This window comes from Ideonella alba (assembly GCF_018069845.1).
GTDB lineage: Bacteria > Pseudomonadota > Gammaproteobacteria > Burkholderiales > Burkholderiaceae_C > Ideonella > Ideonella alba.
This window is the reverse complement of record NZ_JAGQDD010000004.1, coordinates 22,171-39,592: the sequence shown is the minus strand read 5'-3', so window position 1 is coordinate 39,592 and position 17,422 is coordinate 22,171. Positions and strand designations below refer to the sequence as shown.

Sequence of the window (17,422 nt, the reverse complement as noted above, 5' to 3'; positions counted from 1 at the left end):
CCGTGTGTGTCGTCGATCCGTGTGATCAGCCCAGCGACTTGAGCAGCGCCTCGAGGTCGGGGTCCATCGCCGGCTCCTCCGCGGCGGGCTCGGCCGGCGTGTCCAGGCTGGCCAGCAGCGCGGCCAGTTCGTCGTCGACGGCCGAGGCGGCCTCTTCAGCGGCCGGCGCGGCGGTTTCGGTCGCGTCGCTGCTGCTGTCCTCGGGCGCATTGGCGGTGTCGTCGCTGTCGGCTTCCTCGGTGCGCATCGGTGTGCTGACCGTCACCGTGCCGCCACCGCGCGCCTCGGGTGTCCAGTCGGTCTTGACCGGGGTCTTGCTGTGCACCGAACCACGCTCCACCACCAGGCCCGAGCGCGGCGCGGCCTGCGTGGCCAGGCCGTCGCCATTGATGGCGGTGACGCCGGTCAGGCGCACCAGCGGCTGGCCCTTGAAGGCCATCAGGCCATTGATGCCCATGTCGCGCAGCAGCGTGGCCACGGTGGTGCTGACCAGGCGCTCGGTGCAGGGCAGGGCGGTGGAGTCGCCGTCCTCGTCCAGGTAGTGGTGGAAGGGCAGGTCGTTGATGGTGAGCTGCGCGCCGCGCACGCACAGCACGCACAGCGCCAGCAGCGCCGGATGGCCCCACAGCATGCTGCGCAGGCCGCTCTGGCGGGTGAATTCCTCGTAGGCGAAGCTGCTGATCGGCTCGCTCTTCTTGCCGTAGGGGTGGCGCAGCAGGAAACGGGGGCCGAACAGGCCCAGGAACGAGGCCTGGGGGGACTCGCGCAGCGCCTTCACCGTGTCGCGCACCAGCCGGTGCGGCGGCTCCTTGCGGTTGCTGAAGGCGGTGGTGTCGATCGCGCTGAGGAAGGGCGCACCGGCCGCCGCGCCCAGCATGGCGGCGCGGCCCAGCAGCTCCAGCTGCGGCGGTGTGGCCTCGAAGTGGTAGCAGCCCACGATGTAGCTGTAGCCGCCGTCCTCTTCCTGCGAGGGGGTGTCGACCAGCAGCTTGTACAGGCCGGACTCGCACAGGTCGTCGTGGCTGCTCAGGTCGGCGGCGAACTCCTCGGCACTGACATCGATCAGGTGCACCTGCAGCTGGTGGCTGGTTTCCAGCCGGCGCAGCAGGAAGTCCACCCCGCGCCAGAGCGACTCCATGTTCTGGAAGTCGGGCTGGTGCAGCACCGCGGTCATCGCGTCGCTCAGGGCCGCATCGACCGCGGCCAGCAGCCGGGCCTTGTCCGGGCTGTCGGCCGGCGTGATGAAGGGGCCGATGATCCGGCGCAGCAGGCCGTCGATCTCGGTGTCGGCCTCCTGGGCGCGCGACGGGCGACCGGTCAGGCGGGCGAAGTCGTCCAGCGTGCCGCTGACCGACAGCGCCGCGCCCTGGGCACGGGAGTGACGGCTGACCGCCGAGGCCTTGCGCAGCGCCTCATCGCCCCAGGACTGCACCTCGGCCGCGGCCTTGGCAAAGGTGGAGGGATTGTTCAGGCGCCGGCGCAGGTCGGACAGCGCCGAGAAGACCTCGACGTTCTGGTAAAGCTCATCGGGGTGGAAGGACTCGGTGTCGGTGATCGGCACCTCGACCGCCGCGCCCTCGGCGCCGATGGGCAGGGTCAGCGTCAGGCCCAGGCGGCCGATCGCGTCCTCCAGCGTGTCGAACTCGACCTTCAGCGGCTTGCGCCGGCCCAGCGCGTCCGCGGCGTCCAGGCGGCCGGCCAGCGCGCCGCCACCGAAGTCGCCCAGCAGTGCCACGCGCAGTGGCCGCTTGGCGGCCCAGGTCGGCGGCTGGGTGGTGAGGTGGCCGAAGTTCGGTTGCCAGGCGTCGTCGCTCATGCGCTGCGTGCTCCAGAGAGGGTCGGCGGGGATGGTCAGCTTGGACTGTCGCCGCCCGCCCGCCCGGCGTCAATGCACTGACCACCGATGCGGCGCCGACGACACACCCAGTGTGAGCTGTCGCTGCCGTTAGCCCCGATTAGCGGGCGAAGTGCTGCAATCGGCAAGCCCATGGACTGGGGAGCAACCGCGCCGCTGGTGCCAGGGCATCAACCCGGAGCGCGCACCCATGGCCAAGCTGCACCTGACCTTCACCCCCAAGCTCGGCTCCAAGCCGGTGAAGAACACGCCCATGGTGACCCACACCCAGCTGGCCGAGGCCATCCGCCTGCGCTCGATGGTGATCGACTGGAGCAAGTCGGGCATGGCCGCGGCGATCATCGACGAGGTCAAGTCGGCCATCAAGGTCGAGGCGGTGCGCAGCGGCATCAAGTCCTCCGAGCTGACCGGTCTGCCGTCCAAGGAATACTCGGGCAAGCATGAGCTGTATGTCTATGTGGGCGACGACAAGGCCACCAAGATCGATCTGACGATCGAGCCCGAGCCCAAGCTCGACATCGCCAAGGAATGCCCGCTATTCGCCAAGACCAAGGGCGCCAAGGCCAACAAGGAATACCTGGGCGGCGGCGAGGACGAGCCGCATGTGCACGTCTACGGTGGCGGCTTCCATCTGAAGCTGGGCAACAAGCGCTTCAACATCGTCCAGAAGGGCGTGCTCTACGAGGAGCAGCTGAAGGACGCCCACGCGGCGCTGAAGTCGCATGCGCTGAAGGACACGCTGGCGCCGTTCGTGGCCGCGGCGCTCGACAAGTTCGGCATGCTCTGACCTGGCCGCAGCCCACCCCTCACCGCATCACCCCCACTGAGAGGCAACCCACCATGGGATACGAAGCTGAATTCAAGGCTGTGCGCAAGGAGCGCGTGACGGCGCTGCAGAAGCTCAAGCCGGGCTCCGTCTTCGAGGCCTTCGTTGGCGAGGAGAAGATGGTCACGCAGTTCAAGGCGCTGGACAACGCCGGCGACGACGCGAAGAAGCTCGTCGACGCGCACGGTGATGCGGCCAAGTACTTCAAGGTCTGGGTCAACAAGATCCGCGAGCAGCTGAAGAAGGAAAAGGGCGATCAGAAGGCCCTGGGCAAGATCGTCGACGGGCTGGAGGACGACGTCCAGAAGCTGCTGCAGGAGATCGAGCTCAAGGCCAAGCGGCTGCAGACCATGGCCGAGGGCCCCGAGGGCGGCAAGGCGGTGGTCGACAAGATGGTCGAGGGGGTGCGCCAGAAGAAGCTCAAGGCGGCGCTGGCGCACTTCGAGGAGCGTCGCCGGATCCACCTGGCGGCGATCGAGAACATCGAGAAAGAGGTCAAGTCCGCCGGTCCGCAGATGCGCAAGTGGCACGAGACGGCGGCCGCCGCGGTCGGGCAGGCGCTGGGCCTGGCCAAGCTGGGCCGCCTGAACGACGCCCGCAAGGTGGCCGACCTGGCCCTGAAGTCCGCCGACGAGGCCGAGAAGACCGCCAAGGCGCTGCATTCGGCCTACGAGCTGCGCATCACCAAGGCCTTCCAGTCGGACCGCAACCGCGGCTTCCTGACCTATTGCGACGGCGGCGAATTCGACCTTCAGGAAGACCAGAAGCCCGAGTTCCTGAAGGGCCAGATCGGCATCAATGCGATCTTCAGCAAGGCCCAGCACCTGGGCAAGCAGGTGCTGGGGATGATCGAAGAGTACGAGCAGCTGGCCGAGGACACGCGCGTGGCCGCGACCGAATCCGACGAGGCCGCCAAGTTGAAGGACATCCGCGGCATGGTGCTCAAGGGCCTGCAGCAGGCCCTGAACAAGGGCAAGGGGCTCGCCGCCAACATCAACGAGCAGTACGAGACCGAGACCAACTCCGGGCTGACGCACTCGACCAAGGAATACATCGAGCAGTGGCAGACGCCGTCCAAACAGCCCGGTCTGCGCGAGTCGATGCCGCCCAAGATCACGGCCTGGCAGGCCAAGATCAATGCGCTCCAGCAGGAGGTCAATGTGCTGGAGTCACTGGCCAAATCGCAGATCGCCAAGCTGCCCAAGGACCTCAGCAGTCAGCCCGAGTTCAAGTCGATCAGCGCCGAGTTGCTGCAGCTCACCATCGCCGCCAAGCGCCAGGTGACCAGCTTCACCCGAAGCGGCGAGGACTACATCAGCCAGATGGAGAAGCTGCTGAAGGGCTGATCGGCCCACCGGGCCGGGCCCGACAGGGCCGGCCCGGCCGGGCTCAGAGTGCGTCAGGACAGCGGAAGCCGCTCATCTCGCGCAGCCGCAGCGGGTTGAGCGCACTGCCCGAGATCACCTCCATACGCAGCTTCTTGCCGTCCACGGTCATCACGACGGCGAACTTCTCGGGCTGCGGCGAAGGCTGGATCTCGAAGCTGTTGAACAACCGGAACAGCGCCCACGGACCTTCGAACAACTGCGGCGTGGTGCCCGGGCCCCCGCTGAGCTTGATCTGCGAGGCCACCTTGGTGCTGGGCCAGGTGATGGTCTGCGCGGCGGTGTTGCCGGGGGCGAACTTCAGCACCTGGCCGTCGATGTCGATGTCGACTTCCTTCAGACCCTCGGCCATCTCCACCACGCGCACATCCACCTTGAATCCGGGCTGCTTGCCGCCGGAGCGGAAGAAGGCCTCGCGGATCTTGGCGGCGCGCTGGAAGTCGGCCAGCGCGGCGCCGCCGGGCGGGCGGGTGCCGTCGGTCAGCGGCTTGAAGGTCCAGGGCGTGACGCCGGTGTCGACCAGCGTGGCCAGGCGGCGGTTGTAGAAGTCGTCGAGCTGGCCGCCCACGCCGAACATCTGGCCGAAGTCGTCGGGCAGCACGTCGGACTTGGAGCCCGGCGCGAACGGGAAGCGCCCGGCGATCGTGCGCTGGCACTGCTCGGCGATGGGTTTCAGCTCGGCGCTCAGGCCCTGGCGCTCGGCATTGCGGCTTTGCGCGGCACCGGCGCTGCCCAGGGCCTCGAGGATGGACTTGATCGGCTCGGGCTGCAGGCCGGCCGCGGCCTTGGCGGCGTCGCTGCCACCACCGCCGCCGCCAGCGGGCGGCGCGCTCTTGCTCTTCTGCGCGGCGGACACCGCGTTGAGCTGCACATAGACCTCGTTGAACAGCTTGCCCACCTCCTCGATCGGCGCCGGCTGGCCCTGCAGCAGGCGGTGGATGTGCGCGAAGTGGTCGTCGACCATCTGCTCGAGCGGGTCGCCGTCGGCCTTGGCGGCGGGGTCAGGCGCCTTGCCCACCAGCGCGGCCATGTCCTCCTTGGCCTTGCCGGCCTTGCTGAGCAGGCCGCCGGCCACGCTGTCGGCGCGGGCCTCGTCGCGCGCCTTGACCGCGGCGCCCAGCTGCGTCTCACGCGTGACGGCGCGGATCCAGGCCATCAACGGTGAATCGGGCGCGGCCAGCACCCGGGCCACGGCCACGCTGCGGTCGATGCCGTCCAGGCGCACCAGGCGCACATCCTTCAGGTAGGCGTCCCAGACCTTGATGTATTCCTGCAGGTACAGGCGCCGGATCTTGGCGTCCAGCTCGTTGCCGGCCAGCATGTTCTTGGCCGCGTCCTTGACGCCACCGGGCGACGCGGGCGTACCCAGCACCCACTCCTGCTCGGCGGCCAGTGTGGGCGTGACCCTGGCCACGGCCTTGGTGAAGCCCTTGAAGTAGCCGTCCTTGGTGAACAGGCCCGGCACGCCCTTGGTGATCGGCTGGCCGCTGGCACGCTCGAAGACCTGGGCCGAGTTGGGGCCACCTGCAGCGGCGATCGAGATCTCGGGGAAGTCGCTGCCGGCACCGGCGCGGCGCAGGCGGCTGAAGATGCGGTACTCCAGCGGGTAGGCCACCAGCATCTCGCGCACGTTGGCCACCAGGGTCTTGTCCATCGGCGCGATCGCCTGCGGCGCACCCTGGGCCAGCGCGTTGGCCAGGTGCACACCCAGTGCGGCGCGCTTGGCGTCGTTCAGCGTGCCGGCCAGGTTGGCGTCCCAGTCCAGCGTGACCCAGGCGTGCAGCGACTCGGCGTCGAAGCGCTCGGGCGTGTAGAGCATCACGTAGGCCTTGAGCGCCTCGTAGGCCAGCTCCAGGTTGTCGCGGTTGGCGGCGCGCAGCCGCTCTTCCAGGCGGCGCACCACCCGCGGCAGCAGCGCGTGGTCCAGCAGGTGGCGGTAGCCGGTGTCGGCGCCGGCCTGCAGGTAGCGGCCCTGGTACAGGCCCAGGCCGTTGAGCAGGGGCACATTGTCGTGGTCGAAACCGGCCGGCGTGGCGGCCTGGTTCAGCAGGTCCAGCACCGCGGGCAGGGTGCCGAAATCGCTGCTGGCGTTGGGCACCACGGTGTCCACGGCGGCCTTCAGCTCGGGCAGCTTGCCTTCCACCTCGGCCACATAGGCCTGGTTGCGCCACAGGCTGACCACCCAGCCGGCCAGCAGCGCCACCGAGGTGAGGCCCAGCACGCCAAAGCCCGCCAGGCGCAGGCGACGGCGGCTGGCGGCCACCTGCTTGTTCTCGCCAGCCAGGCCCTGCTCGACGAAGATCACGTCCTTCAGCAGGCGCGCCAGGAAGAAGCTCTTGCCGCGCGACGAGGCGATCCCCGCCGCCTTCTGGTCCACGCCGAAGGTGCGCGCCAGCGTGCCCAGCACGCGGTCGATCGGCGAGCCCTCCTGGGTGCCGCTGGTGAAGTAGACGCCGCGCAGCAGCGCGCGCTCCTCCAGGCTGCCGCCGCCGTCGAAGACCTGCTCCAGGAAGCCGCCCAGCAGGCCCTTGAGGCCGCCGAACTGCTGTGGGAAGGTGAAGACCGCGGCGCGCTTCATCACGTCGCGCTCGGCCTGCAGGGCATCGAGCAGGCGATCGCGCAGGCGCTTCTCCAGCGCCGCGAACTCGGCCGGAAAGGACTGCATCGGGTTGTCCAGCCCGCGCGGATCGTGCGGGAAGCTGAAGCCCCAGACCTGGTCGCGCTCTTCCTTGGCGAACTCGCCGAAGGTTTCGTTGAAGCCGGCGATCAGGTCGGTCTTGGTGACCATCACATAGACCGGCGGGCGGATGCCCAGGCGCTGGTGCAGCTCCTGCAGCCGGGTGCGCAGGCGCGCCGCGTGGTCCTTGCGGTCGGCCGGGCTCTGCTGCAGCAGGTCCTGCACGTTGACGGTGAGGATGACGCCGTTGATGGGTCGGCGCGGGCGCGACTTCTTCAGCAGGCCCAGGAAGTTCTCCCAGGCGGTGGCGTCGACCTTCTCGTCGGACTTCTGCAGCGTGTAGCGCCCGGCAGTGTCGATCAGCACCGCTTCGTCGGTGAACCACCAGTCGCAGTTGCGGGTGCCGCCAACGCCCTTGATCGCGCCCTGGCCCATCTTGCCGGCCAGCGGGAAGGTCAGCCCGGCATTGAGCAGCGCGGTGGTCTTGCCCGAGCCGGGTGCGCCGATGAAGATGTACCAGGGCCGCTCGTAGAGGTAGCCGCCGCGGTTCAGGAAGGAGCGCTTGCCGCTCTGCCTGGCGCTGTCCTCCAGCGTGGCCAGGGCTTCGGTGAAGCGCTTGTCGAGTTGCTCGGCCTCGCGGTCGCTGGCCGAGGGGCCGCCTTGCAGGCCGCGCACCATGGCCGTGCTGTTGCGTTTGCGGCGCCAGGCCCGCAGCGCCACGATCAGGCCGATGAACACCGCCAGGCCCGCGATGGTCCACAGGCGCGCGCCAGCGCCGTCGAGCGGGTGGTCGTCATTCCAGGACAGGACCGGGCCCACCCACCAGACCAGCGCGGCCAGGGCCAGGAAGCCGTAGAGCACCAGCAGCAGCGGGTGGAAGAGGATCTGCAGGACTTTTTTCATGCGCTTGTCTTCGACGTGCGTTCAGCGTGCGAGCGTGCGTTCAGCCTTCGCGGGGCGGGCGTGCCGGGCGCTCACGGGGCGTTCTGGGCCACGAACAGGGTCACCACCACGCGGCGGTTGCGCGCGCGGCCGGCGGGTGAGCCGTTGTCGGCCACCGGTTCGGCGTCGGCGCGGCCCTCGGCCTTCAGCCGCGACAGCGGCACGCTCTGACCCAGGTCCTGGCGCACCGCGTCGGCGCGGTCCTGAGACAGGTGCCAGTTCGACGGATAGCGCAACGTGCGGATCGGCTGGTTGTCGGTGTGGCCGGTGATCAGCACCTGGCCCGGGGTTTCGGACAAGGCCTTGGCGATGCGGCCCAGCAGCGGGCGCACGCTGTCGGAGATCTGCGCGCTGCCGGGCTCGAAGAAGCCGTCGCCGCGGATCGTCACCACCGAGCGGTCGGCCAGGTCCTGCACGCTGACCAGGCCGGCGTCGATCTCGGCCTTCAGGAAGGTGGCCAGGCGCGGTTTGGGGGCCGGCGGCGGAGGCGGTGGTGCCTGGATCGTGGCGGCCTTGACGTCCAGCGCTGCCAGAGCGCTGAACACCGGGTCGGCCTTGTCGGCCAGGCGCAGGCGCAGGCCCAGGAAGACCATCGCCAGCACCAGCGCGGTGACCGAGGCGATGACCCACATCGGCAGGCCATCGGTCAGGCGCTCGCCCTCGGTGGGCACACCCTGCCAGCGCGGCGACAGCGTGCGCTCCTGGGCGGGCTTGCCCTGGCGCAGCATCTGCGCCAGGCGGTCACGCACGCTGTCGAGCTGGGCGCGGCCGTTGTCGAGCACGCGGTAGCGGCCCTCGAAGCCGAAGCTCAGCACCACGTACAGCAGCTCCAGCAGGTTGCGGTTGGCGTCCACCTTCTCGGCCAGCTTGGACATCAGCTGGAAGACCTTCTCGCCGCCCCAGGTCTCGTTGTGGAACTGCACCAGCAGGCTCTGCGCCGACCACACACCCGAGCCGCCCCAGGGCGTGTTGGCGGCCATCTCGTCGAGCAGCGTGCACAGGATGTAGCGCGCGGCGATCACCTGCTCATTGGGCAGGCCCTGGGCGCGGGCCTGGGTTTCGAACTTGCGGATGCCCTCGGCCAGCGATTCCTTCAGGCCCGCCGGGTTGGGGTGGCGCGCGGTGGTGCGCACCCGCGGCGCCGCCGCCAGCAGCGGCACGGCCGCGGCCACCAGCGGGTTCAGGCTGGCGGTCATCAGCGCGTCCATCGCCATCGGCGCGTCGCGGCCACCGGCCGCGGTGGTGGCGGCCGCGGGCGCCGGCGCACCCGGGTCGGCGGGCGTGCCCGGTCGGGCGCCGCGCCCGGCGGCGGGCTTGATCACGGTGCGGTCGGAGCCGAAGGCGGCAAACGGATCGTCCTGGTCGCTCATGATGGGGTCTCGCGGCGTTGACGGGTGGGGTGCTCAGCGGCTCAGCCGCGCACCGCCCAGAATTCGAGTTCAAGGCCGGGGAACTCGCCCGCGATGTGCAGGGCCAGTCCACCGGAGGATTCCAGCTGCTTCCACAGCTCGTTGCCGCGGGTCTCCAGCTCGAAGTAGTTGAAGCCGGCGTGGTAGGGGATCTGGCGCGGCGCCACCGGCATCGGCCGCAGCGTGACGCCGGGCAGCTGCAGGTTGACCAGGTCGCGGATGCGCTCGACCGGGCCGATCTTGACCTGGGTGGGGAAGCGGGCGCGCAGCGCGTCGCCCGGCAACTGGGCGCCCACCGCCAGCACGAACTGCGCGCTGCGCTGCAGCTCGATGTCGGCAATGATCGCCACCCGCACGCCATAGGCGCGTTCCTGCAGCTCGATCGGGATGGCGTTCTGCTCCAGCACCATCGACAGGGACTGGCGCAGCGCATCCATCAGCGGCTTGAAGCAGCGCTGCGGGTCGTCGTGCAGGTACGCCGGCAGCGCCGGCGGACGGCGGCGCTCGCCGAAGGTGGACAGGTCGCCGGCCAGCGAGCAGGCGCTGAAGTACAGCTCGCGCGGGTGCAGCACCGAGCACTGGCGCATCTGCGCCAGCAGCGGTTCGTGGCGGTTGACGGCTTCGAGCAGCAGGAAGTCGGCGATCTCGCCGACACCGGCGCGCCCCGGCTGGGCCAGGCGCGCGGCCAGCGCCTCGCCACGCTGGTGCAGCAGGCCGTGCAGCTCGCGCAGGTAGCCGGCCAGCAGGTCGTTGCCGCCGGCGTGCAGCGTGGGCGGGATGAACTGCGTGTCCAGGGTGACCTTGTTGTCGGCGCGGCGCTCGATGATGCGGCACAGGCCCAGCGTGGCGTAGCCCTCGGCGGCGTCGCGGGCCAGCATCAGGCGCAGGTTGACGCGGCCGATCTGCAGCGGCGCAGCGCGCTCGCCGGTGGCGTTGCTGTCGCCCACGTCCACCTCGGTGGCCAGGAAGCGCGGCGGCATCGCCGGCGTGTCGCCTTCGGCGTCGGTCTCGGCCACGCCGGGGCGCGGCAGGGTCAGGGCCAGCACCACCAGCTCGTCGCGGGCGTCTGGCGGCACGTCCAGGGCGGCCGGCGCGGCGTCCTGGCTGGGGATGTCGAAGGCCTGGCCATCGGGCATCAGGCCCACCGCGGCGTTGATGGCGATCTTGCCCAGGTTCAGCGCGGCGTTGTCGAGCTGCAGCGAGACGAAGCCCCAGCTGTAGGCCAGCAGGGCGCTCTGGCGGGCATGGTCCTGCGCGGCCAGGTAGCGGTCGTGCTGCTGGAAATGCTGCGGCTGGAGGAACATGCCCTCCGCCCAGATCACTTTGTTTTGCCAGGTCATGGATGCGTTGTGTTCAGGGAATGTCGTGGGTGAACTGGCCCGGCGTGCTGAAGGTGATCACGCCGCCCCACATGCAGTTCAGGGTGCAGGTGTTGTCGATCGCCGGGATGTTGCCCAGCAGCACGGTGGGCACGCCGGGCGTCCAGGGCGCCGGGAACACCGGCACGCAGGGCATGGGGGTGAGCACGCCCAGGGCCGCCGAGGTGGCCGAAGCGACCGTGGGGTTGGACAGCGACGTGCACATGCCGAACGGCGGGATGTTCATGAAGGGCACGTTGTCGGTGATGACGCCGCAGACCAGGTTGCTGCTCATCACCATGCGCGGCGTGGCGTTGAAGGTGGACGGCGCCAGCCCGAACGGGCAGGTCATCATCGCGCTGGTGGTCACTTGCTGGGGCATCGGGGGGCTCCTTCAGGCCATCGGGTTGCCGACCCAGACGGCGATGCCGCTGAAGTTGTCGTGCCGCGGCTTGTTCGTGGCCCGGGCGTGCGCCAGCACCGATTGCTCCAGCCGGGCCAGCCAGTCGGCCGGGTCGCTGGAGCGGGCCAGGCTGGCGCTCATCTCGGCCTCGTCCACATGCTCCCACAGGCCGTCGGTGCACAGCAGGAAGACGTCACCCTCGCGCAGCACCCAGGGGCGCGAGGCGGTGGAGACCTTCAGGTGCTCGGTGGGCGTGCCCAGCGCCGACAGCAGCTCGCTGCGCTGCGGGTGGGTGCGCATCTGGTCGGGGCCCAGCAGGCCGGCCTCGACCAGCGACTGCACCACGCTGTGGTCGCGGGTGTGGGCCAGCATCTGGCCGCTGCGGAACAGGTACAGGCGCGAATCGCCGGCATGGCCCCACAGCGCGGTGCCCGAGGCCAGGTCGATGAACAGCGCCACCACGGTGGAGTGCATGTCCTTCTGCGCCGGGTCGTCGTCGCGGTGGCTCAGCACCGACGCGTTGGTGTCCAGCAGCAGGTCGTGCACTTCGTCGGGCGCGTGCAGCGGCGCGGCCGAGGCCTGCTCGATGATGTGGCGCACCGCCAGCCGTGCGGCGACGTCGCCGCCGCCGTGGCCGCCGGCGCCGTCGGCCACCACGCAGCACAGGTACTGCTCGGAGTGCCAGTGGCCGCAGGCGTCCTCGTTGTAGTCGCGGCCGCCCTGCCGCGACAGGATGGACAGCTCGATCGCCGGCAGGTCACCCAGGCCGAAGACCGAATCGGCGAAGGGGGCGTCATCGCTCACGGGGCGACCCTCCTTGCTGCGCACTGCGGCAGTTGCCGCTGGGAACGGTCCGGCGCGCTCATCCACGCCCCCGCGACTGCAGCTGGTCGATGTGTTCCTCGTAGGCCTTCAGGAAGGCCTTGCCGAAGACGGTGTGGAAGTCGTCCTGCGCCTCGCTGCGGATCTGGGTGTAGAGCTCGTTGAAGCTCTCCCACAGGCGCGCCTTGCGGGCCGCCGGCAGGATGGCCTGCAGCGCGCTGCGCTGGGTCAGCGTGCCCTCCAGGCGCGCCGGGTCGAAGCGCTCGAGCACGCCTTCCAGGGCCGCCCGCATGCCGGCCACGAAGCCGTACTGGTGGGCGCGCAGGTCGTCGTAGGCGTCGCGCATCGCCGGCGCCGCGGGCATGAAGCCGCGGGTGGGCGGCGCCAGCAGGTGGCCCAGCGCGGCCTCGGCACTGGGCGAGAACTTCAGCGGGTTGTTCTCCTTGGCGACGATCATCGTCGACTCGGCGCGGATCTCGCGCTTCATCGCGGCGCGCGCCACCAGCAGGTCGACGGTGCCGGCCGCCGATTCGCGCAGCAGCTCGCCGATCAGCTTCATCAGCGCCGGGGTCAGCGCCTCGACCTGCACCGTGGGCGTGGCCAGGCCTTCACGGAACGCGGCCAGCAGCGCCTGCACCGCCGCCGCGTCGGCAGGGCCGGCCGCTGCCATCGCCGCGGGCGGCGCAGCGATGGGCGCCGGGGTCGGCGCAGGCATGGCCGCCGGTGGCGCCATCGCCATCGCCGGGGCCGGAGCAGGCCGCAGCTCATCCAGGAATCCCATCGCCGGCGCGGCCGGTGGCGGCGCGTCCAGACCAAAGGCCGCCAGCGGGTCGCTGCTCGGCAGCGACGGGGGAAGGGGTGGCAGCGCGGCAGGCGCCGACGGGACGGGGCTGGCAGGCCGCGGCGGCGCCGGCGGGCGGGCGCGGATCACGGTGCGGCCTTCGGTCCCGGCCTCGTCCCAGGACATCACCGCTCCGGCGGGCCGCTCGGCCGGCGCCACCGGTGCCGGCGCAGGCGCCGGCGGCAGCGGACTGGGCGGCGGCGCCGACAGCGCGCCGGGGGGCAGGAAGGGCCGGTTCAGGTCGGAAAAGTCGTCCGGCAAGGTGGCCGAGGTGGCGCGCGGCACGGCCTTCAGCGAGGCCAGCGGATCGGCCGAGGCCGCCATGTTGGGCTGGGCGGCCGCGGCCGTCAGGGCCGACTGGCCCAATGGGTCGCCCACGGCGCCGGGCTTCAGGCCGAACAGGCTGTCGAGCGAATCGCCGCCACTGGCCGCGGGGCTGGACGGCAGGTCGGGGATCAGCGGCGCGGGGGCGCCCCCCACGGCATCCAGGCCGAAGCTGCCGCCGAAGGCACGGCCCAGGTCGGGCGCGCCGGGCTTGGGAGCGGGCGCGGCAAAGGGGTCCCAGTCGTCGGGGATGCCACCCGCCGCCGGGGCGGCTGCCGGGGCAGCGGCTGGCGCGAAGGCCGCGAACGGGTCGTTGCTGCGGGCCGCCGGGGCGGCCGGTGGCGTCAGCGCCAGCGGGTCGAAGCTGGCGGGCAGCGCGCCCTTGGCCGGCGGCGCGGCGGCGGGGCCCAGCAGGTCGGCAAAGGGATCATTGGACTTGGCGGCGCCGGCGCTGGCGCGGATCTCGATCTGGTAGCCGCCGATCTGCAGCCAGTCGCCGTCCTTGATCGGCGCCTCCTTGCCGTTGCCCAGCGCCTTGCCGTTGACCAGGATCGCGTTGCTGCCCTTGTCGATGACGCCGAAGCTGCCGTTGCGGTAGACGACCTGGGCGTGGACGCGGGAAATCGTGCGGTCGGGATCGGGCAGCACGAACTGGTTGGTGTCGGCACGGCCGATGGTGCCGCCGAGCTCGTCGAAGGCGGCACTCAGGCTGCTGGCGGGGGGCGCACCGTTGAACGAGATGACGGTCAGCGTGATCACGGCGAAAGGTCCTTGAAGGGCCGGGTGGCGGTGGCGGCGGGGCAGCCGGTGGCGGCCACCGGGGTGGCGTCGAGCATACCGTTGCCGAGCGCTAAGCGGCAGGGGCGAATGCGGGGGTGGGGGTGGCCGAAGGGCCCGCGGCGCGGTGGTGTTGCCCTAACATCGCCGCGTCGGCACGGGTGGCGCCGCGCCACCCCGCAACCAAGGCCATTGACCATGCCCTGCTTCTGCTCCAACGCGCTGTCGGCCTTTGCGACGGCGGCCTGCTCGGTCTCGCTGCCCGCGCTGCCGATTCCCACGCTGCCCTCGGCGCTGTTGTCGGCGGTGGCCTCGGCGCCTTCGCTGCCCACCTTCAGTGTGCCGGCGGCGCCGTCGATCACCGCGTCGATCTCGGCGATCGCGCAGCTGCTGGCCAGCCTGCCGGCGGTGCTGCCGATGCCCAACCTGGTGCTCGATCCATTGGCGCTGCAGCTGCCGCTGACGCAGCTCTCGCTGTCGTTCAGTGTCGCGGCGGCGTCGCTGCCGTCCTTGCCGGCGCTGCAGGCCACGCTGTCGGCGCTGGCGCCGCTGGGTTCACTGGCCTCGCTGATGATGGCGCTGTCGGGCCTGGGCATCGACCTGCGCGCCGGCGGCGCGATCCCGTCGCTGCAGGCCCTGCTGGCGGTGCCGCCGGTGCCCTCGGTGTCGCTCACCTCGCCGCTGTCGACGGCGATGCTGCAGCTGTCGGTGGCCGCGGGGGGGCTGCCGGCGCTGCCGGTGCTGCAGGCGGTGGTGCCGGTGCTGGCCAGTCTGCCGCCGCTGCCCACGGTGGTGCTGCCCACGCTGGCGAGCCTGTTCGGGCTGCTGTCGATCCAGGCCATGGTGCAGGCCCAGCTGGGTGTCAACCCGCTGGCGCCCGGGTCCCTGCCGGCGCTGAACGCGGCCTTGTCGGGCCTGCCGCTGCCCGCACTGGCGGCCCTGCAGATTCCCAGCTTTCCGCCACTGCCCCCCTTGCCCGAGGTGCCGATGCCGGATCTGCCCGACCTGCCGGCGCTGTCGGCGGCGCTGGGGGGCATCACGCCCGGGCAACTGGGGCCGCTGACGATGCTGATGTCCACGGTGGCCCTGCAGCCCATGCTGGCGCTGCCCGGCGCCTGTGGTGCCGGCTGCGCGGTGGCCATGATGTCCTGAGGCCCAGGCCACCGACGCGCGTCAGCGCAGCACATACAGGCGTCCTTCCACCGCGGTCAGGCGCAGCGGCCAGGCCAGCTGACGCCCATCGGCATCGGCCTTGGTCGACAGCCAGGGCGTGCCATCGGCGCGCAGGCATTCGAACAGGCGACCGCGCGCCACGCGGCGCAGCACCAGGCCGGCGGGCTCGAAGGGCAGCCAGTCCAGCCGGCGCGCCTCGGCCAGCTCCAGCAGGTGCACCCGCAGGCGGTCGAGTTCACTGCGCGCGTCGCGCTGGTAGGCCGCGGCCACTTCCTCGACGCGCAGGCGCAGCGCCGCCAGGAAGGCCTCGGGCTGGCCCTCGGTCAACTGGCGCGCCCACAGCGCGGTCTGCTCGGCCACCAGCGCGTGCAGGGCGGGGCTGTCGTCGATGGCCGGGGCGTCGACCCAGCGCCAGCGCGGGAAATTGATCGGCAGGTTCAGGGTCTGGTCCAGCGGCAGCGGCGCCACATGGGCCTGGCCGGCATCGGGCGCCCAGTCGATCTGGCCCAGCGTGCGCGCGTGGCCCTCATCGGCCAGCTTGCCGGTGCGCGGCAGCAGCAGCCGCAGGTGGGCCGAGCAGCGGCCATTGGCCGTGACGCGCTGCTGCGGCGGGGCCTTGTCCGGGGCCATCGTCGCCGGGTAGGGCCAGACCATCAGCGCCAGCTGGTTGTCGCCAGTCAGCGTGTATTCGTGCACCGGCAGCAGCACACGTGGGCGCCCAGGGTGGGCGCGCGCCACCGGAATGCCGTTCAGCCAGGCCTCGGCCTCGCACTCGACGGCGTCCAGCTTGAGCACCAGCAGCCGCTCGATCATCCCAGGCTCCAGTCGACCAGGGTCATGGCCGGCAGCAGCGAGCGGCGCCACTGCAGGTGGCCCAGCAGCGGGTCGCTGATGCGGCACAGCGCCTGCACCGGCTCCACCGCCAGCTGGGCGAACCACTGCCAGCCCAGGCCGTCGGCACGGGGCCGCAGGCCGCAGCGGCCGACCACCGCGCCGGCCACCAGGCTGGCGTCCACCATGCAGGCACTCTCGGCGGCGGCCACGTCCACCTGCAGCGTCAGCGGCAGCAGGATCGCCACCTGGGCGCCGGCGGGCGGCAGGGCTTCCTGGCCATCGCGGGCGCTGGTGTCCCACTGCAGCTGCAGCGGGATCTGGCCGGCACAGTGCAGGCGCCACTGGCTGAGGCTGCCATGGAGCGCCAGTTGGCCCGACAGGCGCAGCGACAGCCGCGCGGCGATCAGGTCCAGGTGCGCGGCCACGCGGTGGCTGGGCGTGCCGGCCAGCCCCTCGGCGGCGGGCTGCCAGCCCCAGGCCAGACCGGCGTCGCCGCACAGCAGCGCGGGCTCGGCCGCCATCTGCGGCTGCTCGAAGCCGGCCTCGCGGCACCAGGCGGTGAACAGCCGCTCCAGCCCCTGCTCGAGCTGCGCATCCAGGGCCTGCAGGCCGGCCTGCCAGGCGCCGGCGTCCAGGCGCTGGCCATCGCGCTCGATGATGCAGGCGGCGCGTGGCGCATGCGGGGCCGGCGCGGCGTCGGTGCTCCACTGGCGGTCGGGGGCGGCCTCGCGGCGCCACAGCATCCAGTGCTGGGCGGCGGGGTAGACGCACCAGTCGGTGGCCAGATCGCCCAGCGCGTCGCCCTGCTCGCGCAGGCCGCAGGAGGCCAGCTGCAGGCGCCCGAAGCGGGCGCCACCCGACCAGGCCAGCGCCGGCTGCCAGGTCTGGGTGGGCGGCAGCTCGGTGGCTGAGGCATGCTGGGTCAGCACCAGTTCGGTGGTGTGCGGCCCGCGCCATTCCAGCAGCCCGGTCTCGGTGAACTGCAGCACGGCCGGGTGGACCGCCGGGTCGCAGCAGTGGCCGGCGCGCAGCCGCAGCCGCAGCCGGGCGGGCCGTCCTGCCGGGTCCTGTCCCAGCAGCGAGATGCGCGAGGGCCAGGCGGCGGCATCGGCGGCCGTGACCACCAGCGGCGCGGGGGGGGCGCTGTCGCCGCCCGCGCGGCTCCATTGCCCGCGCTCGAAGCGATAGGGTTGGCGCGGCGGGGGCTCGTGCTCGCGCAGCTCGACCGCGTCGATGTCGCAGGGCTGGCCCAGCACCAGGCGCTGGCCCCGCTGCAGCGAGCCCATCACGCCGAGCTGACGCAGCGCGTCATCCAGCAGGGCGATCGCGCGGTCGAAATCGGGCAGCTTGGGCAGATCGGCGGCCGCCGGCCCGCCCGCGGCCAGCAGGCGCTGCAGTTCCTCGCGGCAGCGGCGCACCAGCTGGAAGGCCTTGGCGCCCTCCTGACGGCGCCGATCGCCCAGCAGGTCCAGCGCCCAGGTGTGGCCGCCACGGCTTTCGAACTCGGTGCCCAGCACCACCCAGCAGGCCAGGTAGCGGGCCACCGCCAGCGCATGGGTCAGGCCATGCGCGGCGGCGCGTTGTTCGCCGTGGGCCACCAGCGCGCCCAGGCGGTCGCCCACGCGCTCGGCCAGCGCCGGGAAGGCGGCCACCAGCACCTGCGCCAGCTGGCGGCGGTCGCGCTCGGCCTGCACCGCCTGCAGGCGCGTGGCCTGCTCGACATTGAGCACCAGGGTCAACGCGCGGCCCTCCGCACGGCGTGCGCCCGGTTGCGCGCTGGGGAGCGGCGCGGCCCG

At 71.6% G+C, this 17,422-nt stretch carries 12 protein-coding genes; 3 read left to right on the top strand and 9 right to left on the bottom strand.

Annotation, left to right across the window (positions count from 1 at the left end):
* Positions 1–25 precede the first annotated feature (25 nt).
* Complete coding sequence (locus KAK03_RS07845; protein ID WP_210853090.1) at positions 26–1,816, bottom strand: type VI secretion system contractile sheath domain-containing protein; 1,791 nt, start codon at positions 1,814–1,816, stop codon at positions 26–28.
* 229 nt (positions 1,817–2,045) lie between these two features.
* On the opposite strand from KAK03_RS07845, the gene KAK03_RS07840 reads away from it, so the two are divergent.
* Complete coding sequence (locus KAK03_RS07840; protein WP_210853088.1) at positions 2,046–2,642, top strand: hypothetical protein; 597 nt, start codon at positions 2,046–2,048, stop codon at positions 2,640–2,642.
* Positions 2,643–2,695: 53 nt separating this feature from the next.
* Complete coding sequence (locus KAK03_RS07835) at positions 2,696–4,027, top strand: hypothetical protein (RefSeq protein ID WP_210853086.1); 1,332 nt, start codon at positions 2,696–2,698, stop codon at positions 4,025–4,027.
* A 43-nt stretch (positions 4,028–4,070) separates the two neighbouring features.
* On the opposite strand, the gene tssM is transcribed toward KAK03_RS07835, so the two are convergent.
* From tssM to tagH, 6 genes are all read right to left on the bottom strand, one after another.
* Positions 4,071–7,646, bottom strand: a complete 3,576-nt coding sequence (tssM, locus tag KAK03_RS07830) for a type VI secretion system membrane subunit TssM (RefSeq protein ID WP_210853084.1) — start codon at positions 7,644–7,646, stop codon at positions 4,071–4,073.
* 71 nt (positions 7,647–7,717) lie between these two features.
* Positions 7,718–9,055 (bottom strand): DotU family type VI secretion system protein, encoded by a 1,338-nt coding sequence (locus tag KAK03_RS07825; protein WP_210853081.1) that lies wholly within the window; start codon positions 9,053–9,055, stop codon positions 7,718–7,720.
* A gap of 41 nt (positions 9,056–9,096) precedes the next feature.
* On the bottom strand, positions 9,097–10,434 hold the full coding sequence (tssK, locus tag KAK03_RS07820; RefSeq protein WP_210853080.1) for a type VI secretion system baseplate subunit TssK: 1,338 nt from the start codon (positions 10,432–10,434) through the stop codon (positions 9,097–9,099).
* 13 nt (positions 10,435–10,447) lie between these two features.
* The gene (locus KAK03_RS07815) at positions 10,448–10,834 is read right to left on the bottom strand and encodes a DUF4280 domain-containing protein (RefSeq protein WP_210853078.1); all 387 of its coding nucleotides are present in this window, start codon (positions 10,832–10,834) and stop codon (positions 10,448–10,450) included.
* A gap of 12 nt (positions 10,835–10,846) precedes the next feature.
* Positions 10,847–11,659 carry a PP2C family protein-serine/threonine phosphatase gene (locus KAK03_RS07810; protein WP_210853077.1) on the bottom strand — a complete coding sequence of 271 codons (813 nt, stop codon included), beginning with the start codon at positions 11,657–11,659 and terminating at the stop codon, positions 10,847–10,849.
* 58 nt (positions 11,660–11,717) lie between these two features.
* Positions 11,718–13,601, bottom strand: a complete 1,884-nt coding sequence (tagH, locus tag KAK03_RS07805; protein WP_210853075.1) for a type VI secretion system-associated FHA domain protein TagH — start codon at positions 13,599–13,601, stop codon at positions 11,718–11,720.
* A 216-nt stretch (positions 13,602–13,817) separates the two neighbouring features.
* Between tagH and KAK03_RS07800 the strand changes: the two genes are divergently transcribed.
* Positions 13,818–14,771 (top strand): NEL-type E3 ubiquitin ligase domain-containing protein, encoded by a 954-nt coding sequence (locus KAK03_RS07800; RefSeq protein WP_210853073.1) that lies wholly within the window; start codon positions 13,818–13,820, stop codon positions 14,769–14,771.
* Positions 14,772–14,792: 21 nt separating this feature from the next.
* On the opposite strand, the gene KAK03_RS07795 is transcribed toward KAK03_RS07800, so the two are convergent.
* The gene (locus tag KAK03_RS07795) at positions 14,793–15,605 is read right to left on the bottom strand and encodes a hypothetical protein (protein WP_210853071.1); all 813 of its coding nucleotides are present in this window, start codon (positions 15,603–15,605) and stop codon (positions 14,793–14,795) included.
* The gene (locus KAK03_RS07790) at positions 15,602–17,365 is read right to left on the bottom strand and encodes a hypothetical protein (protein WP_210853069.1); all 1,764 of its coding nucleotides are present in this window, start codon (positions 17,363–17,365) and stop codon (positions 15,602–15,604) included. The genes KAK03_RS07795 and KAK03_RS07790 overlap by 4 nt, the downstream gene beginning before the upstream one ends.
* Positions 17,366–17,422 lie beyond the last annotated feature (57 nt).